Source organism: Actinomycetes bacterium (assembly GCA_022599915.1).
Classification (GTDB): domain Bacteria; phylum Actinomycetota; class Actinomycetes; order S36-B12.
In genome coordinates this window covers 22559-43131 of the sequence record JAHZLH010000026.1, presented here as the reverse complement: position 1 = coordinate 43131, position 20573 = coordinate 22559, and the positions used below count along the sequence as shown (strand labels likewise).

Below are 20573 nucleotides of genomic sequence, written 5' to 3'. Positions count from 1 at the left end.
ACTAGCCACCGGGTTGCCACAATACGTCATCGCCGCTGTTGGCTACACGAGCCAAAATGAACAGCAGGTCTGAGAGTCGATTCAGGTATCGAGCAGTCAGCGAGTTCATGCTGTCGCCAAACTCATCCAGGGCGGCCCAGGTCGCACGCTCTGCCCGCCGGGTGACCGTCCGAGCCACGTGCAGCAACCCGGCGCCAGCGGTGCCGCCGGGGAGCACGAATGATCTGAGCGGCTGCAGTTCCTCGTTATAGGTGTCGCAGTATCCCTCGAGTCGATCCAAGTACTCCTGGGTGATGCGCAGCCGGTTGTCCTCGGCGGCCAGTGGGGTGCAAAGGTCAGCGCCGACGTCGAAGAGGTCATTTTGAATGCCGACCAAGACCTCAGCAACATCCGGCTTCAGGTCGCCGAGCGCAACAGCTGCGCCTATCTGGGCGTTAGCTTCATCTACGTCCGCGTAGGCGATGAGCCGCAAGTCGTTTTTGCCGGTGCGAGACATATCACCAAGCGACGTTGTTCCGTCATCGCCGGTGCGGGTATAAATTCGAGTGAGGTTGACCACCTAGTAAGGGTAAACCCTGCAACCTGCGGCGCACGATGTACGGCTGTCGGGTTTTGGGGGTTTTGCGAGGTACTGTTCCTCACAAGCCGGCTATTGCGGTCGCTAGATGCGATAAATAGCACATTGAGGGGGAGGGAGCGCCTAGGATGCCAGCCGTGGACGCATTCCGAATTCAAGGCGGATCAGTCTTGAATGGTGAGGTCACCGTCGTGGGGGCGAAGAACTCGGTACTCAAGTTGATGGCGGCCACACTGCTAACCGAGGGCCGCTCGGAAATTCGGAACGTTCCGCAGATTCTGGACGTCGAGATCATGGCGGAACTGATCACCCGGCTGGGCTGCCAGGTGGAACTGTTCCCCCAGGAGCGCCGGCTCACCATTGATGTTCCCGAGTTGTTGGAGCACCGCGCCGACTACGACCTGGTTCGGCAGATGCGAGCATCCGTGTCCGTGTTGGGCCCGCTGATGTCTCGGTTGGGGATGGCTGACATTGCGCTTCCTGGCGGTGACGCGATCGGATCCCGTGGCCTGGACATACATTTGGCTGGCTTGGAACGGATGGGCGCCAAGACGACGAGTGAGCATGGCTACCTCATCGCCTCGGCCCCGGAAGGACTGCGTGGTGCCGCGCATTGGCTGGACTTCCCCAGCGTCGGCGCTACCGAGACGTTGCTCATGGCATCGGTGCGGGCGCGGGGCACCAGCGTGATCGACAATGCTGCCCGAGAGCCAGAAATTGTCGATATCTGTCGCATGCTGGTCGGAATGGGCGCACAGATTGAGGGCATCGGTACCTCGACCCTCGTAATCACCGGAACCGAGGACCTGACACCGACGCAGCATGTGACGGTGGGGGATCGGATCGTCGCCGGGACTTGGGCGACGGCGGCAGTCATCACCGGCGGCGATGTCACGGTTCGCGGGGTTGATCCCGGATGTTTGGAGTTGCCGCTCACGAAGTTGGCCTTGACCGGCGCTGAGGTCACCGCTGACGCAAATAGTTTCCGAGTCCGGGCCTCGGATCGGCCGGAGCCGGTCGATGTCGTGACATTGCCGTATCCCGGCTTCGCCACTGATTTGCAGCCGCAGTTCATCGCAATGAACGCGATGTCCACCGGGGTCGCTATGGTCACCGAGAACCTCTTCGAGAGTCGCTTCAAGTTCGTCAATGAACTCGTCCGACTGGGTGCAGATGTCCGGATCGAAGGCCATCACGCACTGATCCGGGGCCGGGAACGACTCTCGGGCGCGGAAGTAGAAGCCACGGATATCAGGGCGGGTGCCAGTCTGGTACTAGCAGGGTTGGTGGCGAATGGTGAGACCTTGGTGAACCACATCCACCACATTGATCGCGGCTACGACTCCTTCGAGCAGGATCTGCGAGCGCTAGGCGCCACCATCGAGCGAGTCAGCCGCGAGGATAACGTCGAGCAGCAGCACTAACCCTAGGTCAATGCAGTTCCCCGTTATTGGGCTAACCTAGAGATGCACTCGGGGTGTCCGGGCCAGCCGGACTGAGAGGGTTGCCACTGCCGCGCAACCAACCCGCCGCACCTGATCTGGATTATGCCAGCGGAGGGAATGTGTTCATGACACCTCGCTTTATTCGTTCGCACCAAAACCGGCGGTCAAGGTTGTCGGTAGTGGCGGCGCTCGCCGCTGCCACCCTCGTGATCACCGGTTGCACCAGTACGGACTCCCAGCCGACGGCTTCACCGTCACCGGGGAGTACGGTCACGCTGGTCACCTACGACTCCTACCTGATCTCGGATGAGACGTTGGCCGCCTTCACCGAGCAGACCGGGGTAAACGTCGATGTTGTTCGCGCCGGTGATGGCGGTCAGATAGTCAATCGAGCAATTCTGACCAAGGACAATCCGGAAGGCGATGTGCTGTTTGGCGTAGACAACAATTTGTTGTCTCGGGCGTTAAGCAACGATCTGTTCCAGCCGTATCAGCCAGCGGCGATCTCGGAGGTTCCGCAGGAGTTTGTGGATGGCACCGATGGCGTGGTGACGCCGATCGATACCGGTGATGTGTGCATCAACATCGACAAGGCCGGGTTAGCACAGCGAGATCTGGACCCACCGCAATCGTTGGATGATCTGACCGACCCGGCCTACCGAGGCTTGCTGGTCGTGGAGAACCCCGCCACCTCAACGCCGGGGCTGGCGTTCTTGCTGACCACGGTGGATCGCTACGGTGCCGACGGCTTCACGGACTATTGGCAGAAGCTGGCCGATAACGAGGTCGTGGTCGAAAACAGTTGGGATAGCGCCTATTACCAGCGATTCTCTGGCGGCAGCGGCGAGGGCAAATTGCCACTAGTCGTCAGCTACGCATCTTCACCTGCCGCTGAGGTCATCTTTGCGGAGAAACCGCCGAAGACCGCACCCACCACGGCGTTGCTGGACTCCTGCTATCGGCAGGTCGAATACGCCGGGTTGTTGGCAGGTGCGGCCAATCCAGCCGGTGGCCAGGCTTTGCTGGACTTCATGTTGACGCCGACCTACCAGGATGATTTGCCGCTGAACAACTTTGTCTACCCGGTACTTCCCACTGCCGAGGTGCCGGCCGAGTTCGACAAATACGCCCCCAAGCCGACCGCGCCTGCCCAGCTGCCAGCAGCGGAGGTGGATGCCAATCGTGAAGGTTGGGTAGAACAGTGGACCGCGGTGGTGCAGCCGTAGGGCATCGCCTGGCTCGCTGGCTGGCACTTCTGGTGCCAGTGGGATTTCTGCTGCTCTTCTTCGGCTATCCGGTGGTACATCTCATCGGTGTTGCGCTGGTCCAAGAAGACTCCTTCAGCCGCATCTGGTCGGCATTGGGAAACGATCGGGTGGCGGGCGTGCTGTGGTTCACCGCTTGGCAGGCAGTACTGTCCACCCTGCTGACCGTCATCGTGGCCTTGCCCGGCTGTTGGGTGCTCTCGCGGTATCGATTTAGCGGACGGGGTCTAGTGTCAGCGCTATCGGTCGTCGCCTTCGTGATGCCCACCGTGGTGGTGGCGACAGCCATTGGCGCGGTACTTGCCGATGACGGACCGTTGGCCTGGCTACTCCCCGAAGGAGCCGATCGCGGACTGGGCGCCATTCTGGCCGCACATGTCTATTTCAATCTGGCGGTAGTGCTGCGGGTTGTCGGTACCTACTGGAGTCAGCTGGATCCTCGGCCGAGTGAGGCGGCCGCGGTGCTGGGAGCATCACCGTGGCGACTGTGGTGGTCGGTCACGTTGCCGCGACTCCGGCCAGCGATTCTGGCAGCCGGTTCAATCGTCTTCCTGTTTACTTTCACCTCGTTCGGGATCGTGTTGCTGCTGGGTGGACCCGGGCAGGCCACTATCGAAGTGGAGATTCAACGGCAGGTGCTCTATCTGTTCAATGTGCCGGCCGGGGCTGCGCTATCGGTGCTGCAGATCGTGGTGGTGCTAGCCATTTTGGCGGCCCAGATCGTGCTGTCCCGTCGGCTTGCGGCTGGCGGTGGTACTGCGGTGCAGTTGCGGTCGCCCCGCACGGCCCGAGAGCGCGGCGCGGTCCTGCTCTTTCTGGTCCTGTCCTTGTTGATCTTTGCGGGTCCGCCGTTGGCCGTACTGTCCCGGGCATTGCAGACGGCGAATGGCTGGGGGTGGCGCAACTTCTCCTCCCTCGTCAATGAGGATCCGGGTACCGTCCTGAGCGTGCCACCGGTCACCGCGATCGGGAACTCGTTGCTGTACGCGGCGGTCGCCACCCTGATTGCCGTAGTCATCGGCGGACTGATGGCGCTGGCGATTGCTCGAACGCAGGCCAGTGTTTGGGAGGGCATCTGGCTGCTGCCACTGGGGGTTTCAGCGGTCACGCTCGGCTTCGGGTTGCTGATTACTTTTGACTCCGACCCAATCAACTGGCGTGCGTCCTTCGTAATGGTGCCGATCGCCCAAGCGCTGGTGGCGATTCCGTTCGTGGTGCGATCGCTAGTGCCAGCGCTGCGAGCCATTAACCCGCGGGTGCTGGAAGCCGCCGCACTGTTAGGGGCGGCGCCGCGGCAGGTTTTCCGATTTGTGCAGTTGCCACTGATCGGTCGCGCAGCGCTGGTAGCGGTGGGCTTCTCACTGGCCATTTCCCTAGGTGAGTTCGGTGCCACCTTGTTCGTAGCGCGCGGCGACCGACCGACGTTGCCGATCGCGATCTATCGGCTGCTCGGCACGCCTGGTGAAGCCAATCAGGGGCAGGCGATGGCGCTTGCTGCCATTCTGATTGCGATGACAGCAGCTGTGGTGCTGCTGACCGACCGGTGGCGAATGGCGGGCGAGCGACATGTCTGAACTGTTGCTGCAGGATGTTCGGCTGCAGTACGGCGACTTTGTCGCTATCGATGGGGTGTCGTTGCAGGTCGCGGCCGGCGAAGTCGTCGCCGTGCTAGGTCCGAGCGGTTGCGGCAAGTCGTCACTGCTGCGAGCCGTGGCGGGGCTAGAACCGCTCTCGGGTGGCGCCATTACCTTGGCCGGCCGAGATCTGGCTGGTGTGCCGGTCCACAAACGCGGGGTCGGGTTGATGTTCGCCGACCACGCGCTGTTCTCTCATCTTGATGTTGCTGGCAATGTCGCTTTCGGACTGCGGATGGCCCGATGGCCTCGGCAGCAGCAAGAGCAACGAGTGGCCGAGATGCTCGCGCTGGTGGGGTTGGCGGATCGGGCATCGTCGCCGATTGCGGAACTGTCCGGTGGGCAGCAGCAGCGGGTGGCGCTGGCGCGCACGTTGGCACCACGACCGGAGGTGGTGCTGTTGGACGAGCCGATGAGTTCACTGGACCGGGCGCTGCGGCGCGAACTACGGGAGATGCTGGCCGCATCGCTGGCCGAAACTGGTGCCACCGCACTCTTGGTCACTCACGATCGGGATGAAGCGCTGCAACTAGGTCACCGGGTGGCGGTGATGCGCTCGGGGCGGCTGGTTCAGGTGGCGCCGGGTCGGCAGCTGCTAGCGGAGCCTGCCGATGACTGGGTCGCTGATTTCTTGGCTGATGATCCGCTTCAGCAACTGTCCTAGCGGTAGCCGACCGAGCCGACCGGAACTAGCGGTCGATCCCGCTGCACGACACTGATCTGACGGTTTCGGCCCGGCGGTGGCCGCGCCACCGCATGCGGACAGCGGGAGTGCAACCGCCAGGGCGCAGTTGCCAACCCGCCGCCGAAGAAGTGACGCGCCCATGAGGTCAGCCCGTCAACCCCCTGCCCGGTTTGGCTAGAGCACGTTCGGCTTACCCTCATTGCAGACCGGATCTTCCGGAGCAGTCGCAAGGAGGCAGCAATGGCCGTAGTGGCAGTCGTCGGTGCAGGACTTATGGGCTCAGGCATTGCCCAGGTAGCCGCGCAAGCAGGACATCAGGTCCGGTTGCGTGACATTGACGATCACGCGGTAGCGCGCGGCCTCACTGGCATCGATGAGTCGCTGGCCCGGTTTGTGGCCAAGGAGCGCATCAGCGCCGAAGATGCCAGCGCTACTCGCGCCCGGATTTCCGGCACCACCTCGCTGGCGGATGCGGCCGCCGATGCCGAGATCATCGTTGAGGCAGTGTTTGAAAAACTGGAGATCAAAGAGGAACTGTTCGCTGAACTGGACACAGTGGCGCCACTGGGTGCGGTTTTGGCCACGAACACCTCCGCGATTCCGATCACTCGAATCGCCGCGGCGACTTCCCGCCCAGAAGACGTAGTAGGTACGCACTTCTTTTCACCGGTGCCGATGATGAAACTGTGCGAACTGGTGCGGGGCTACAAGACCAGCAACGAAACGCTGCAGCGCGCCCGAGACTTCGCTGAGGGGATCGGCAAAACCTGTGTCGTGGTGAACCGGGATGTGGCCGGTTTCGTTACCACTCGGCTGATTGCTGCGCTGGCGATGGAGGCGGTGAACCTAGTCGAGTCCGGAGTCGCGTCGGCTGAAGATGTCGATACCGCCTGCAAGTTAGGCTTCGGTCACGCCATGGGACCGCTGCAAACCGCTGACCTGACCGGCGTGGACATTCTGACCAATGCGGCCTTGAACATCTACCACGACAGCCAGGATGAAAAGTTTGCTCCGCCGGAGTTGCTGCGTCGCATGGTGGTCGCTGGTGACTTGGGTCGAAAGTCCGGTCGCGGTTTCTACGATTACAACTGATCGGTTGTCTAACTAAGTGGTCAAGAGCCTGACCTGCTGGCACGTTACTGCGGCCAGCCCGACACCACCAGTTTTCCGATGGTGCCGTGGGATTCCAGCTGCTCGTGGCCAGCAATCAGGCTCGCGGCGCTGATCGGGCCCAACTGTTGTGTCAGCGTGCTGCGGAGTTGGCCGGCATCGATCAGGTCGGCGACTCGATTCAGGATTTCGTGCTGCCGAACCATATCCGGGGTGAGGTAGACCGACCGGGTAAACATGGACTCCCAATGCAGCGACAGGCTCTTGGGTTTGAGTAGCGTCACATCCACCGGCTCGGCAGGATCGTCGATCATTCCCAGCGCTCCCTGCGGCGCCAATAACTCCGCAGCAGTCGTGAAGTACTGCTCAGAGTGGGTCAGCAGCGCAACGTGGCTCACTTCGGGAGCATCATCATCCGCCAGCTGATCTGCTAGCGACTGATGATGGTCGATCACCAGATCGGCCCCGAGTGAGGTAACCCACTCCTGACTCTCCATCCGAGAGGCGGTACCGACCACGTAGGCACCGCAGTCTTTAGCCAACTGCACGGCCATCGAACCGACGCCGCCAGCCGCTCCCACGATCAGCACGGTGCTGTCCGCCGTGACCCCCATGCGGTCAACGAGTAACTCCCAGGCGGTGATGGCAGTGAGTGGTACCGCTGCCGCTGCGGCTGCATCCAACGAGTTAGGCATCCGGCCCACTAGTCGCTCGTCCACGATCTGCAGTTCGCAGTTGCTGCCGGGCCGCACCAGGGTTCCGGCGTAGTAGACCTGATCCCCGGGGGAGAAGAACTCTGCTGCCGGGCCGGTGGCAACGACGGTGCCGGCAGCGTCCCAGCCCAACACGCGTGGCTCGCTGTCTGGAGTCATCCGCCGGCGCACCTTGGTATCGATCGGGTTTACCGACACCGCCGTGATCTGCACCAGCAGGTCCCGTCCGCCGGGGTCCGGCACGGTGGTCTCGTGGTCGAATATCGAGTCTGCGGCGGTGCCGCTGGCAGCAAAGCGGCATTCCACCGCGCGGGCTGAGTGCATTTGCCTACCGTGCCAGAAGGCTGCCGATGTGACCAGTAGCACTCGTCCAAGCCCACACCCGGGCGGACACTGACGCGGTTCCCAGTACTCTGGGAAGGCGGGTACAGCTGTGATCCCCCACAACGGCGGCTCCCTGAACCCGCATTACCCAGCAGACCCGGGAGGGAATGATGTCGGACAGCGCAGGGCAGGCCGCAGATCGCAGGCCCAAGGATCGCCCGTGGATGATGCGGACCTACGCGGGCCACTCCTCAGCGGTGGAGTCCAACAAGCTCTATCGGCGCAACCTGGCGAAGGGTCAGACCGGATTGTCGGTCGCCTTTGATCTGCCCACGCAGACCGGCTACGACCCGGACAGTCTGCTCGCCCGCGGTGAGGTCGGCAAGGTCGGCGTCCCGGTATCCCACATTGGCGATATGCGGGCGCTGTTCACTGACATCCCACTGGGGGAAATGAACACCTCCATGACCATCAACGCCACGGCGATGTGGCTGCTGGCGCTTTACCAGAGCGTGGCCGATGAGCAGGGAGCATCACCGGAGCAACTGCAGGGCACCACCCAGAACGACATCATCAAGGAGTACCTGTCGAGGGGGACCTACGTCTTCCCACCAGGACCCAGCCTGCGGTTGATCACCGACATGATCTCCTACACGGTCAACAACATTCCCAAGTGGAATCCGATCAATATCTGCTCGTATCACCTGCAGGAGGCGGGTGCGACGCCGGTGCAAGAGATTGCCTACTCCATGAGCACTGCCATGGCGGTACTGGATTCGGTCCGCGACTCCGGCCAGGTCCCGGAGGAGGAGTTCGGCAAAGTCGTCGCTCGAATTTCCTTCTTCGTCAACGCCGGGGTGCGTTTCGTGGAGGAAATGTGCAAGATGCGCGCCTTCGTCCAACTGTGGGACGAGATCACCCAAGAGCGCTACGGCGTCACCGACCCCAAGCAGCGCCGCTTCCGCTACGGCGTTCAGGTGAACTCGTTGGGCTTGACTGAAGCCCAACCGGAGAACAACATTCAGCGGATCGTGCTGGAAATGCTCGCGGTGACCTTGAGCAAAGACGCCCGCGCTCGTGCGATCCAGTTGCCCGCGTGGAACGAAGCGCTGGGCTTACCTCGCCCGTGGGATCAGCAGTGGAGCCTGCGGATCCAGCAAGTGTTGGCCTACGAGTCCGACTTGTTGGAATACGACGACCTCTTCGCGGGCAGCACCGTGGTGGAGGGCAAGGTGGCCGAGTTGGTTGCCGCCGCCCGCGCCGAAATTGACCAGGTGCAGGAGATGGGCGGCGCGGTCGCCGCGGTGGAATCCGGCTACATGAAGCAGCAACTCGTCGGATCGCACGCGGCTAGGCGCGCTCGAGTTGAGGCTGGCGACGATGTCGTCGTTGGCGTGAATAAGTTCGACACCACCGAGGAGAATCCGCTGCTGGCGGATCTGGACGCGGCCATCCAAACCGTGGACCCGGCGGTGGAAGAAGCTGCTCAGGAAGCAGTACGGCAGTGGCGGGCAGATCGAGACGAAGACGCGGCTCAGGAGTCGCTGGCCGAGTTGCGGCGAGTTGCGGCCACCGACGAGAACCTGATGGCTGCCAGTCTCGCCTGCGCGCGAGCCGGCGTCACCACTGGTGAGTGGGGTGCTGCCCTGCGCGAGGCGTTCGGTGAGTACCGCGCTCCCACCGGAGTCAGCGGCGTCGTGGGCGTGCAAGAGGCCACTGATGAGTTGGCAGCGGTCCGTGAGTCGGTGCAGGCCACCGGTGACGCGTTGGGCGGCCGACTGCGTATGTTGGTCGGCAAGCCCGGGCTAGATGGTCACTCCAACGGAGCCGAGCAGATCGCAGTACGTGCCCGAGACGCTGGTTTCGAGGTGGTCTATCAGGGCATTCGGCTGACTCCGGAGCAGATCGTGGCAGCGGCAGTTGCTGAGGATGTTCATGTCGTGGGTTTGTCGATCCTGTCCGGTTCGCACATGGAACTCGTGCCCGACGTGGTGGCGGGCCTGAAAGCAGCTGGGCTAGATGATGTGCCGGTGGTCGTCGGCGGCATCATTCCGGACAGCGACGGTGCTGGGCTGCTGGCCGACGGTGTTGCGGCGGTGTTCACCCCCAAGGACTATGACGCCACCGAGATCATGGGTCGCATTGTCGATACAATCCGAGCCGCCCACGGAATGGACCCGGCAGCGGCCTAGCTGATCGCCTGGCAGGGCTGCCAGCCCTCGTGTCGCAGCACCCGTGGCGATGGCCAGTTCGGTCAGAGTTACCCTGACCGAGTGCGTATGCTGATCGCTCGTTGCTCGGTGGACTATGCCGGAAAGCTGTCTGCTCATCTACCGCAAGCCACCCGGCTGTTGTTGCTGAAAGGCGACGGCTCCGTGCTGATCCACAGCGAATCCGGTTCCTATAAGCCGCTGAACTGGATGAACCCGCCCTGCACGGTGGCCGAACCGGAAGGCGGCGTCGGGCAATGGCGGGTGGTCAATCGCAAGGGTGACGAGCAGCTAGTCATTGAAGTGGTTGAGGTACTGCACGACAGTAGCCATGAACTCGGTGAGGATCCGGGGCTGCAAAAGGATGGCGTGGAAGCTCACCTGCAGCAGTTGCTCGCTGACCGGCTAGACCCGTTGGGCTCCGATTGGTCGTTGGTTCGGCGGGAATACCCCACGGCCATTGGTCCGGTTGATCTGCTCTGCCAAGACCACACCGGGGCCAGCGTGGCCGTCGAAATCAAACGGCGAGGTGAAATTGATGGGGTGGAGCAACTGACCCGCTATCTAGATCTGCTCAATCGCGACCCGCTGTTATCGCCGGTGCGAGGTGTGTTTGCCGCCCAAGAGATTAAGCCGCAAGCGCGCACGCTAGCCGAGGATCGAGATATCGAGTGCGTCGTTTTGGACTACGACGAGATGCGCGGCCTCGATTCCGGCGGGATGAAACTGTTCTAGCGGGTCTGAGCAGCCCAGCCGCTAGCCACCGGTACCCGGCAGATCCAAGTCGCGGGCCCAAACCCCCAGTTCCCCCGGGGGAACTTGCATAGGTGCCGACTCCGCGCTGCGTTGCTGGGGTGGAATCGCCGAGGTCCACGGATCACTCATGTCACTTATCTCATCCGGTGAGGCCAGATGATCCACTCCGAGGTCAAAGTGATCACAGCAATGGGCGTTCAGTAGTGGAGAAATGGGCACGTACATCACCGTCCTTTGCCCCACTGTGTCCACGAGCTCTGGAGAGCGACCAACTCCTACTGGCCGGTAACGCCAAACGGAGCAACGCCGGCAGCAAGGGCTGTGCGCTGGCGTCCAAGTATGGGACGTTCATGACAGCGTAGTAGGAGGCACAATGCAGGCCAACAACCAGGTGCTAGTGGTGGCTGATGACGGCTCGCCGGGTGCTGATGCGGTGTGGCTGTGGCTATCTGAGCAGCAGTGGCCGGGATGGTCGGTCAAGGTGGTGACCGCGACCGACCGACTGCCGGCTGAGGTGAGTGCGGCCAATGCCGACGATGTTTGCGAATGGCACCCACCACATCCGCGACCGGCGCTGCCTGGGTCGGAGCTTGCGGAGGTACAGCACCTAGTCGGTGTGGGTGATCCGCGGGAAGTACTGCCTTCGGTCGGTGGGACCGCACTGGCGGTCGGACCCCGCGGACATGGGCGATGCCGAGCTCTCACGCTAGGCAGTACATCCGAACATCTGCTGCACACCATGCCGCGACCTCTCTTCGTGATCCGCCACCCGCGCCCAATCCGGCAAGTCGTGGCCTGCACTGACGGCTCGGAGTCTGCCACCGCCGCGATAGCGCTACTCGCGTCGATGCCCTGGCTTGCCCAATGCGATGTCGCCGTCGTGACCGCGGTCGAACCTGATCTCGATCCGGAGAGCGCTATCGCCCCGGCAGTAGCGCAGTTGCGGCCGCTGGCCCGATCGGTCGATCCGGTGATACTGGAACCCGATTCAGATCAAGTCTTCTACCACGTGCGCGATTTGATCTTCGCTGAAGTGCGGGCCCGAGAAGCCGACCTCGTGGTGCACGGCTCCCGCGGGCTATCCGAATTACGGGGTCTACAAGTCGGTGCTATTGCCAGTTCGCTGGCTCGCCACGCTCCCTGCTCCGCCCTAGTGGTTTGCCGGCCGCCTAGTTCATCGAGCCACGGTTGATCGCACGCAGTTCAGCCAAGTCGAACTTCGCCTCACCGAGTGACTCGTCGATTCCTTCCCGATACAGCCCCCAGTGATCGTCGCCACCCTTCCAGGACTCATCGGACAAGTTGAAGTAGTACATCGAGTCAAATCGGCTGTCCTCGGCGTACAAGTAACGCGCTACCCCCTCGGCGTAGGCAGCGGCGTTAGCGGCGCTGGTGACTTGCGGAGAATAGCCGGCACTTTGCCAGCCGGTCTCACCCAGCACGACTGGCATTGCTGCCAGCCCCAGTGAGTCGAATAGACCCGCAACCCAATCCGAGTCCGATCGGATGATCTGCAGTTGTACCGCCGGGGTGTAACTCGGGTTCCAGCGGTTGTCGTAGGCGAAGGTTGCGCCGTAGTCATGCACATTCACGTAGTCGAGAAGGGGAAGCACGTCTGCCCCGCCCCGGGACCAGAAACTACTGCCGGAGCGGAAGGTAGCGTCGGAGAAGTTGTAGGTCAGCGGAACCGTCGAGCGTTGCCGGATGTACTCGATCTGATCTGCTAGCTGAGCTGGCGTCATATCCGAGGTGTTCCAGTCAGCCAGTTGCTCATTACCCAAGGACAACGACAGTACGTGTTCTTCGTGGCCCTCGACCGTGGTTAGCGCTCGATCAAGCAGGTCACGCGAACCGCTGTCGGTGCTGATCCACACCCCCACCTGCACTTTCAAGTTAAGATTCAGATCCTCGATTGCCTGCAGAATCCGCTCGGTGTATCCGCCAGCTCCCCAGGTGCGGATGGTGGTGTACCCAAGATCCGATACCCGTTGTAGTGCATCTTCCAGCCGTTGCTGGCCAGGGTGGGCGCCTTGGGATGCCACTGAGAACCCGATGCCGCGCTGGGAGTCCCAGAAGTCGCGATTATCCACTCGGCCCTCGCCGTAAAACAGGCCGTACTCCGGTGGTTGAGTGGCGGTGAAGGTGATCCAGTTGACGTTGCCGACGTCCTGCCACGCCGGATCGTTTACGACGACCAGGTAGACGTCGTGGCTGCCAGACACCGATTCGGAGAGTTGCGCGGTCACCGTGCGCCAGGACTGCCAGCCACCGGTGTTGGGCATCGCCACGCTCGCTACCGAGGGGCTGTCCAAGGTGTCGAGACGTACCTCCAGTCGACCGTTAGTGGTGACGGCACTCGCTACGCGTAGGTCTACCTCGGCGGCACCTTCACCGAAGTCGATGCGGTCGTACCGCGTCCAGTCGCCATTGGCCAACCAACCGACGTTGTCACCGCCACCGTCGTCGCTGGTGCCCTCGGTCTGGATACCGGCTTGGTCGGCAAAGGACTCCGCTTCGATCCGCTCAAACGCCGAGCGCGTCGGTTCCTGGGTCGGTTCCGGCGTTGGCGTGGGTGTGGGTTCTTGAGTGGGTGAAGGCTCCGGGGTTGGCTCCTGAGTTGGGGTTGGGGTTGGGGTTGGTTCCGGTTCCGGTGCAACGGCGCCGAACTTCAGCCAGTTGACGTTGCCGATCTCCTGCCAGGCAGGCTCATTGACTACCAGCAGGTAGACGTCGTGAACGCCGGTGACGGTCTCGGTCAGCGGCGCATCAACCGATTCCCAGGACTGCCACCCGCCGGTATTGACCATCGGGACCGAGGCCACCACGGGGCCGTCGACGGCGTCCAATCGCACCTCTAGTCGACCGTCACTAGCTGCCGCACTAGCTAGCCGAGCCCGCAGCTCGTCGGCGCCGTCACCAAAGTCAACTCGGTCGTAGCGAGCCCAGTCGCCGTTGGCCAACCACCCGATATTTTCACCGCCACCGGCGTCGCTCGTGCCTTCGGTCAGCACGCCCGTCTGATCATCGAAGGATTCCGCTTCAACGCGGTCAAAGGCTGAACGGACGGGCTCCTCGCTGGGTTCCGGCGTTGGTGTTGGTGTTGGTGTTGGTTCGTCACCGGGTAGCGGCGGTGGTACCGGCGTGGGCGGTTGCACCAGATCGGGTGGCATCGTGCCTTGACTGATCCGGCGATCCTCACCGTTGGTCAAGCACACCACTGGCCAGCGCAGGCAGTTGTCAGTGCGGTCCTTGAGGGTGGCCAGTTCCCAGCCGTTCATGAAGTCGGCGTGCGCGGTGATGCCGTTACTTTGACCCATCATGACGTCGCTCGCGACGTCCAACTGTGCACCCGGCTCTGGCTGCCAACGGAACTGCAGTTCCAGTTGTGGGATCAGGTAAGGGTGCGAGTCCGGGCAGCCGACTGCAGGTTGTGCGTAGGCGACATGACTGACGTGATCGGCCGAGTCAGTGTTGACGCCGTCCCAACACTGCGGGAAGAACACTGCCAACTGCAAGGTGCGACCGCCGCAATCGGGAATAGTGCGGTGCATTTCCGACTGCCCCAAACACGTCCAAGCAACTCGATCCAGCGGCTGCGGTGACTGCGCTTTGGCGTTGCCCGCGATCAACTTCATACCCGCCGGCATGTCCTGCAACTGCGCTGGATCCATCGGCTGCTTGACGAAGTAATAGGCCGTCAGCGATGTAGCGTCCAATGGTTGCCCGTTTTGTAACAGGCTCGGGATCCAGTACGACGAGGCGTCTTCGACTGGATCGCAGTTGGTGGCGGAGTTTTCCCGCAGACTGGCAGTTGTGGAATCGGCGGCGACTTCGGTGTTGCCGAAGAAGTCATGAGCATGAGCAAATGCGGTGCTGCCCGGTGCCACGATGGGGTCGATAGTGTCGCGCAGGCCGGTGTAGTCACACACGGCCGTGAATTCACCCAGCCCCACCTCCGCTTCGTCGTAGAGATTCGGTGACGGCGGTACCAGAGCGGTAGCTCCCGCCGGTGCCGCAGTGACTGAGAAGATCAGGCTGACCGCCGCGAATAGCGGTAGGGCAACTCGGACGAGTATTGACTGCATCGCCGATGTACCTTTCGGGACCCCGTGGGTACTAACACCCCTTCCATCGGACGGTGACTTACACGAATTAAGGCCAATCGATGACTTTCTGAAACTTTCGTCACGTTCCGCCCACAAGTGGCTCGGTCAGAGGAGTGCCGCGCCGACTTGGAGCGTTTTGTCTGCTGTTGCTTCGACTAGCGAGACCGGCACTAGCTGCGGCGGCCGTGCAGCAGTTGGCTGATCTGCAACAGCACGTTGGTGGTGCGGGGGTGGCGAGCGAAGCTGGTCAGTTTCAACGGGATAGGGAACCGCTCGCGGGTGGTTGATTTAGCGCGGGCAAACTCACGTAGACCATCGACGCCATGCAGTCGGCCGAAGCCAGATTGCTTGACGCCACCCCAGGGCAAGGCCGGGGCACCGGCGTACATCAGCCACGCATTCATGCTGACCATGCCGACCTGCAGACGACTGGCAGCTTGTTCCATGCGCTCGCGTGAACCGGAAAAGATCGAGGCGCCTAGTCCATATTCGGAGCCGTTAGCCCGGTCAACGGCTTCGTCGAGATCGCGTACCCGATTGACGACTACCACCGGACCGAAGGTTTCCTCCCGCACCGCCGCGCTGTCTTCGGGGACTTCCGTGAGCAATACCGGAGAAATCAATGAGCCGTGGATGCTGCCCGTGCCACCAACGACGGCCTTGCCGCCGTCAGCGAGGGCCGCGTCCAGATGCCGGTGCACCACATCAATCTGTCTTGGCATCGTCATGGGGCCGAAGTCGGCATCCGCTGCAGTGCCCGGTCGTACCGATGCGGTCCGCTCCGCGAGCAGTTGGATGAACTCGTCTGCCACTTTTTCGTGGACATAGACCAGTTCCACGCCAGCGCAGGTCTGACCAGCGTTAGAAAAGGCGCCGAAGGCGACTACATCTGCTGCCTTGGCCAGGTTTGCGTCGTAGTCCACCAACACCGCGTCTTTGCCACCGCATTCCAACACGATCGGTGTTAACGAATCGGCGCATTCGGCCATAACCTTTTTGCCGGTAGCCGTCGAGCCGGTGAAGGAGATCTTGTCGGTGCCTGTTTGGCAGAGCGCTGCACCGGTGTCACCGCGCCCAGTGGCAAGCTGCAGGACTGGTTGTTCGGTGACGACTTCGCCGAAAGCTTGGACAAGCCACTCGCCAACAGCGGTGGTGTATTCCGAAGGTTTGAAGACCACGGCGTTGCCAGCGGCGAGGGCGTAGATGATGGAGCCCATGGGCGTGAACACCGGGTAGTTCCACGGGCCGATGACTCCCACGACGCCCAGCGGTTGGTACGCCACGGTGGCGGCCTGATTCAAGGTCAGCAGGCCTGGTCGCACCGATCGGCGGCGCAAGGTGCCCTCAGCGTTGTTGGCTGCCCAGTTCAAGTGATCGACGGTGAGCACAACTTCCAGCAGTGCATCTTCGCGAGGTTTGCCGTTCTCGGCGTGAACGAGTTCAGCGATCTCCTCCGCTCGGCGAACAAGTAGCGATTTGAATCGCAGGATTCGCTTGCGCCGCTCGGCAAATCCCAACTCGCGCCACCAGTTCCCCGCGATACGTGCCCGATCGACGACCTCGGCGACCTCCTCGCTATTCATCAGCCGGTAGTTCCCGATAACCCGGTTATCGGCGGGTGATGTGCTAGCAAAAGTGTGGTCAGTCGTCGGCATGACGCTCCAGTGCTTGGTGTTTCCCCCACCGTAGGCGAATAATCACCGATGGTTGTGTTTCCGTGAATATCGACGGCGACATTTTGCGTCTCGTGGTGGGCCGACTTCCGGAGCGTAGGGCTGCGGTAATTTGAGCGATAGTTTGCAGAGGGGGGATACTGGGCGGGCAGCAGCGAATTTCCGAGCGTATTCGCTAGCGTCGAACTTGGGGAGGCAGAGTGCGCATCACTGGTACCGGTCACGCCAGCCTGTACATGGAGACCTCCGCAGGCAGCATCCTGTGCGACCCGTGGGTGAACCCGGCCTATTTCGCTTCGTGGTTCCCGTTTCCCGACAACTCACAGTTGGATTGGCAACAACTCGGGCAGTGCGATTACCTGTACGTTTCGCACCTGCATCGGGATCACTTCGACGCCAAGAATCTGGCCGAGAACATCCGCAAAGACACCACGGTGCTGTTCCCGGACTTCCCGACCAGTTCGATGGAAGACGAACTGCGCGAACTGGGCTTCAACAACCTGGAACGGCTGCCCAACGAAGAAGTTGTCGATGTCGGCAGTGGTGTTCGTCTGATGATTCAGGCCATGACCGCCCCCACCGACGGGCCGCTGGGTGACTCGTCGATCTGGATCGATGACAACGGCCTGCGAGTGCTGAACCAAAACGATGCTCGGCCCGCCGAACTCGCCATGTTCGCGGAACTGGGTCACGTGCACGCGCACTTCCTGCAATTCTCCGGCGCCATTTGGTACCCGATGGTCTACGACCTACCGCCCGCTGCGAAGCAGGCGTTCGGCAAGCAAAAGCGAGAGCGGCAACTAGACCGCTCACTGCGCTACGTAGAGGATCTGCGGGCTAGTTGGGTGTTCCCAATGGCCGGTCCGCCCTGCTTCCTGGATGACGAGTTGTGGCAGTTCAACGACATCTTCGAGGACGAGGGAAATATCTTCCCCGACCAGCAGGTATTCACCGACTTCATGGTGGATCAGGGCCACGACAACGGCATCATTCTGCTCCCCGGATCGGTGGCAGAGTTGAACACCGAGGCAGTTGCGGTGGAACACCCAGTCGAGAACGTGCGTGATTTCTTCAGCACCGAAAGCAAGCGCAAGCACTTAGAGGCCTACCGCGATCGGCAGCGCATCGTTATCGCCGAGGAACGGGCCTCCTGGTCACACCCGGAGATCGACGTGCTGGCAGTGCTGCAAGAGCGGTTTGAGCCAATCATGGAACAGGCCGAACAGATTGCCCACGGCATCGGCGGCCCCGTCCTGTTCGAACTGACCGCCCCCTTGCCAGAGGAGGGTGAGGATCCGCCGGTGCTTGAAGAGGTGGTCTTCGACTTCACCACTCGTAAAGTTCGCCGGCCGCTACCTGAGGACAAGCCGCGTTATCGGTTCCGGACTCAGCGACGCTTGATCGAACATCTGCTGTACACGGAAGAAGAGGATTGGGTGAACCACCTGTTCCTGTCGGCCCGATTCAGTGCCAAGCGGATTGGTCAGTACAACGAGTTTGTTTACACCTTCTTCAAATGCCTCACCGACGAACGAGTCAACTACGTCGAGGGTTGGTATGCCGAACAGCAGCCTGACGCCGAAGACATCGAGTTGGGCGATTGGGTCGTGCAGCGTCGCTGCCCCCATCTCAAGGCTGACCTATCACGGTTCGGCGAGATCGAAGGCGACACGCTGCAATGTTTGCTGCATGGCTGGAAATTCGATCTGCCCTCAGGTCGTTGTCTGACTAGCGCCGGCCATGAGATTCGGGCTTCCCGAGTCGAGTAAGCCCTAGAGCGGACCTAGCGGTATAAGTCGCATTCCAGCTGCCAGGCCGCGAGATGTCGTCTCCTGCGACCTCACCGACGGCAGATCAGCTGCATCTGCCACACTTATTGGGTTGGGATTCCGGGGTTTCACCCCGTCGCGCATCGAGCAGCGGTACGAATCGACATCGAAACGGAGCGACTCATGTCTTCAGTCACCAAAATTGCCGTCGTCGGCGACGGTAACCTCGCCACTCAGATTGTGGAACTAGCCGGTCAGGCTGGTGTCGAGGTGGTGTCGGCCCCCTCCACCGGTGACCTGCCCGCCCTTGATGGTTCCGGTCTCGTCATCGAGGCAGTGGCCGAGCGGTTCGGCGCCAAGCAGGACACCCTGACCGAGCTTGCTAAGGCTGCACCAGAAGATGCGGTGTTGGTGACCACCACTTCGGTACTCGGTGTTGCCGATCTAGCACTGGCAGCCAGTATTCCCAGTCGCCTGGTTGGCCTGAACTTGGCCCTACCGGTGGCCTCGCGCACCTTGGCAGAAGTGGTGGAAACCCCACTGGCCGCACCTGCTGCAGTCGCAGCGGTGGCGGACTTCGCTGAAGCAGCCGGACGCACCGTCGCTCGGGTGGGCGACCGACCCGGCCTGATCACTACTCGGTTGCTCTACGGCTACCTGAACCACGCCGTGAGCATGGTGGAAGGTGGCTACGCGACTGCCGACGACGTTGATGCCGCGATGCGGTTCGGTTGCGGCTACCCGGTGGGTCCGATCGCAGCCATCGACGCGATTGGTCTGGACCGTTTCACCGACACCCTGACCGCCCTGTATGCCGAGACTGGCGAGCGAGTGCATGCGCCGTCCCCGGTGCTGAAGCAACTGGTGGCCGCCGGTCATCTGGGGCAGAGCACCGGTCGCGGTTTCTACACCTACGCCGCCCCCGGGTCGGCGGAGATCGTGGCTGATGCTGATGCCGCAGACGATACCGATGCCGGTCGCGTCGTGGAGACAGTCGGTGTGGTGGGTTCGGGCACCATGGCCACCGGGATCATCGAGGTGTTTGCCAAGTCCGGCTACGCCGTCACCTTCATCGCTCGAGGTGAGGAGAAAGTCGCTCGCGTCATCGCAAGTTTGACCAAGTCACTGGAGAAGCAGGTAGCCAAGGGTCGACTGTCGGAAGAGGATCGCGATGCGGTGCTCGGCCGGGTCACTGGTGCCATTGACGTGTCCGCGCTGGATCAGGTCGATCTCGTGGTGGAGGCGATCGCCGAGGACCTCGACATCAAGGTTGAGTTGTTCCGCAATCTGGATCGAATCTGCAAGCCCGGAGCGGTGTTGGCCACCACTACGTCCAGCCTGCCGGTGATTGAGATGGCCGCAGTCACCTCGCGACCCCAGGACGTTGTTGGCCTGCACTTTTTCAACCCGGCACCCATCATGAAACTGGTGGAGATCGTGTCCACGGTGGAAACCGCGCCCGACGTCATTGCCACTTCCCGGCAGATCTGCGCCAGCACCAAGAAGGTAGCGGTCGAATGCGGTGACCGGGGTGGATTCATCGTCAACGCCCTGCTGTTCCCCTACTTGAACGATGCAGTGCGGCTGCTGGATGCTCACTACGCCGATAAGGAGCAGATCGACGAGGCGATCAAGGCTGCCACCGGCTTCCCGATGGGTCCGTTTGCACTGCTCGATGTGGTCGGCAATGACGTGTCGCTGGCGATCCAGGAAGTGCTGCTCGCAGAGTTCAACAACCCAGGATTCACCCCGGCGAAGTCACTCAATGATGTGGTGGCGGCTGGGTTCCTCGGTCGCAAGACCGGCCGCGGGTTTTACGACTACAGCTGACGGTTAGTTGGGGACCCCGGCGTTGGCGAGTTCATCCGCTCGTTCGTTGCCGGGGTGGCCAGCATGGCCTTTCACCCATTCCCAGTCCACGGTGTGGCTGGACAGTTCTTCGTCGAGGACTTCCCAGAGATCTCGGTTCTTTACCGGTTTCTTGGCTGCGGTACGCCAGCCGTTTCGCTTCCAGCCCGCCATCCATTTGGTGACGCCGTCTCGGACGTAGATGGAGTCGGTCACCACCAATACCTGACACGACCGAGAAAGCGCCCGCAGTCCCTCGATCACGGCGGTAATCTCCATACGATTGTTGGTCGTGTCGCTTTCACCGCCGCATAGTTCTTTGCGGTGGTCACCCCACTCCAGCAGCACCCCCCAACCGCCAGGGCCGGGGTTTCCTTTGCAGGCGCCATCGGTGTAGAGCACTACCGGTTCAGCTGCGGTCTCCGACATTGTTCTCCTAGGTTGGGGTCATCCGGTGA

Annotated in this window: 16 protein-coding genes and 1 riboswitch; of the genes, 10 read left to right on the top strand and 6 right to left on the bottom strand. The window is 61.9% G+C overall.

Annotation, left to right across the window (positions count from 1 at the left end):
* Position 1: 1 nt before the first annotated feature.
* Positions 2-559 (bottom strand): cob(I)yrinic acid a,c-diamide adenosyltransferase, encoded by a 558-nt coding sequence (locus K0U62_04520; protein ID MCH9800786.1) that lies wholly within the window; start codon positions 557-559, stop codon positions 2-4.
* Positions 560-705: 146 nt separating this feature from the next.
* On the opposite strand from K0U62_04520, the gene murA reads away from it, so the two are divergent.
* The 5 genes from murA (at position 706) to K0U62_04495 (ending at position 6698) form a co-directional block, all read left to right on the top strand.
* Positions 706-2001, top strand: coding sequence for a UDP-N-acetylglucosamine 1-carboxyvinyltransferase (gene murA, locus K0U62_04515; GenBank protein MCH9800785.1), 1296 nt, complete (start codon positions 706-708; stop codon positions 1999-2001).
* A 39-nt stretch (positions 2002-2040) separates the two neighbouring features.
* Positions 2041-2157: riboswitch (TPP riboswitch) on the top strand.
* On the top strand, positions 2148-3248 hold the full coding sequence (locus tag K0U62_04510) for a thiamine ABC transporter substrate-binding protein (protein ID MCH9800784.1): 1101 nt from the start codon (positions 2148-2150) through the stop codon (positions 3246-3248). (Overlaps the previous riboswitch by 10 nt.)
* Positions 3249-3280: 32 nt before the next feature.
* Positions 3281-4861: an iron ABC transporter permease gene (locus K0U62_04505; protein ID MCH9800783.1), complete on the top strand. Its 1581-nt coding sequence runs from the start codon at positions 3281-3283 to the stop codon at positions 4859-4861.
* Positions 4854-5585, top strand: coding sequence for an ABC transporter ATP-binding protein (locus K0U62_04500; GenBank protein MCH9800782.1), 732 nt, complete (start codon positions 4854-4856; stop codon positions 5583-5585). Before K0U62_04505 ends, K0U62_04500 begins: the two co-directional genes overlap by 8 nt.
* A 261-nt stretch (positions 5586-5846) precedes the next feature.
* On the top strand, positions 5847-6698 hold the full coding sequence (locus K0U62_04495) for a 3-hydroxyacyl-CoA dehydrogenase family protein (protein ID MCH9800781.1): 852 nt from the start codon (positions 5847-5849) through the stop codon (positions 6696-6698).
* A 44-nt stretch (positions 6699-6742) separates the two neighbouring features.
* On the opposite strand, the gene K0U62_04490 is transcribed toward K0U62_04495, so the two are convergent.
* A complete protein-coding gene (locus K0U62_04490) occupies positions 6743-7753 on the bottom strand; it encodes a zinc-binding alcohol dehydrogenase family protein (protein MCH9800780.1) in 1011 nt (336 codons plus the stop codon).
* Between the two features lie 170 nt (positions 7754-7923).
* On the opposite strand from K0U62_04490, the gene K0U62_04485 reads away from it, so the two are divergent.
* Both K0U62_04485 and nucS read left to right on the top strand, forming a co-directional pair.
* Positions 7924-9945 (top strand): protein meaA, encoded by a 2022-nt coding sequence (locus tag K0U62_04485; GenBank protein MCH9800779.1) that lies wholly within the window; start codon positions 7924-7926, stop codon positions 9943-9945.
* A gap of 81 nt (positions 9946-10026) precedes the next feature.
* Positions 10027-10698, top strand: coding sequence for an endonuclease NucS (gene nucS, locus K0U62_04480; protein MCH9800778.1), 672 nt, complete (start codon positions 10027-10029; stop codon positions 10696-10698).
* Positions 10699-10719: 21 nt separating this feature from the next.
* Here nucS and K0U62_04475 read toward each other — a convergent pair whose 3' ends face one another.
* Positions 10720-10938, bottom strand: a complete 219-nt coding sequence (locus K0U62_04475; protein ID MCH9800777.1) for a hypothetical protein — start codon at positions 10936-10938, stop codon at positions 10720-10722.
* Positions 10939-11092: 154 nt separating this feature from the next.
* Between K0U62_04475 and K0U62_04470 the strand changes: the two genes are divergently transcribed.
* Entirely contained in the window at positions 11093-11911 is an 819-nt protein-coding gene (locus K0U62_04470) for a universal stress protein (GenBank protein ID MCH9800776.1), read from the top strand.
* Here the strand turns inward: K0U62_04470 and K0U62_04465 are convergent.
* Together K0U62_04465 and K0U62_04460 are read right to left on the bottom strand one after the other, a co-directional pair.
* Entirely contained in the window at positions 11889-14804 is a 2916-nt protein-coding gene (locus K0U62_04465; protein ID MCH9800775.1) for a carbohydrate-binding protein, read from the bottom strand. The two genes, K0U62_04470 and K0U62_04465, sit on opposite strands and share 23 nt — an antisense overlap.
* A 191-nt stretch (positions 14805-14995) precedes the next feature.
* Entirely contained in the window at positions 14996-16480 is a 1485-nt protein-coding gene (locus K0U62_04460; GenBank protein MCH9800774.1) for an aldehyde dehydrogenase family protein, read from the bottom strand.
* 218 nt (positions 16481-16698) lie between these two features.
* Between K0U62_04460 and K0U62_04455 the strand changes: the two genes are divergently transcribed.
* Positions 16699-18267, top strand: coding sequence for a Rieske 2Fe-2S domain-containing protein (locus tag K0U62_04455; GenBank protein ID MCH9800773.1), 1569 nt, complete (start codon positions 16699-16701; stop codon positions 18265-18267).
* 183 nt (positions 18268-18450) lie between these two features.
* Positions 18451-20097, top strand: coding sequence for a 3-hydroxyacyl-CoA dehydrogenase family protein (locus K0U62_04450; protein MCH9800772.1), 1647 nt, complete (start codon positions 18451-18453; stop codon positions 20095-20097).
* Between the two features lie 3 nt (positions 20098-20100).
* On the opposite strand, the gene rnhA is transcribed toward K0U62_04450, so the two are convergent.
* On the bottom strand, positions 20101-20544 hold the full coding sequence (gene rnhA / locus K0U62_04445) for a ribonuclease HI (protein MCH9800771.1): 444 nt from the start codon (positions 20542-20544) through the stop codon (positions 20101-20103).
* Positions 20545-20573: the final 29 nt, after the last annotated feature.

Excerpts from the sequence above, each read along its gene's own strand:
- K0U62_04465 (MCH9800775.1), bottom strand. The coding sequence starts at position 14,804 with ATGCAGTCAATACTCGTCCGAGTTGCCCTACCGCTATTCGCGGCGGTC.
- K0U62_04500 (MCH9800782.1), top strand. The coding sequence starts at position 4,854 with ATGTCTGAACTGTTGCTGCAGGATGTTCGGCTGCAGTACGGCGACTTT.
- K0U62_04450 (MCH9800772.1), top strand. The coding sequence starts at position 18,451 with ATGTCTTCAGTCACCAAAATTGCCGTCGTCGGCGACGGTAACCTCGCC.
- murA (MCH9800785.1), top strand. The coding sequence starts at position 706 with ATGCCAGCCGTGGACGCATTCCGAATTCAAGGCGGATCAGTCTTGAAT.
- K0U62_04510 (MCH9800784.1), top strand. The coding sequence starts at position 2,148 with ATGACACCTCGCTTTATTCGTTCGCACCAAAACCGGCGGTCAAGGTTG.
- K0U62_04485 (MCH9800779.1), top strand. The coding sequence starts at position 7,924 with ATGTCGGACAGCGCAGGGCAGGCCGCAGATCGCAGGCCCAAGGATCGC.
- K0U62_04470 (MCH9800776.1), top strand. The coding sequence starts at position 11,093 with ATGCAGGCCAACAACCAGGTGCTAGTGGTGGCTGATGACGGCTCGCCG.
- K0U62_04495 (MCH9800781.1), top strand. The coding sequence starts at position 5,847 with ATGGCCGTAGTGGCAGTCGTCGGTGCAGGACTTATGGGCTCAGGCATT.
- K0U62_04490 (MCH9800780.1), bottom strand. The coding sequence starts at position 7,753 with ATGCACTCAGCCCGCGCGGTGGAATGCCGCTTTGCTGCCAGCGGCACC.
- rnhA (MCH9800771.1), bottom strand. The coding sequence starts at position 20,544 with ATGTCGGAGACCGCAGCTGAACCGGTAGTGCTCTACACCGATGGCGCC.
- K0U62_04460 (MCH9800774.1), bottom strand. The coding sequence starts at position 16,480 with ATGCCGACGACTGACCACACTTTTGCTAGCACATCACCCGCCGATAAC.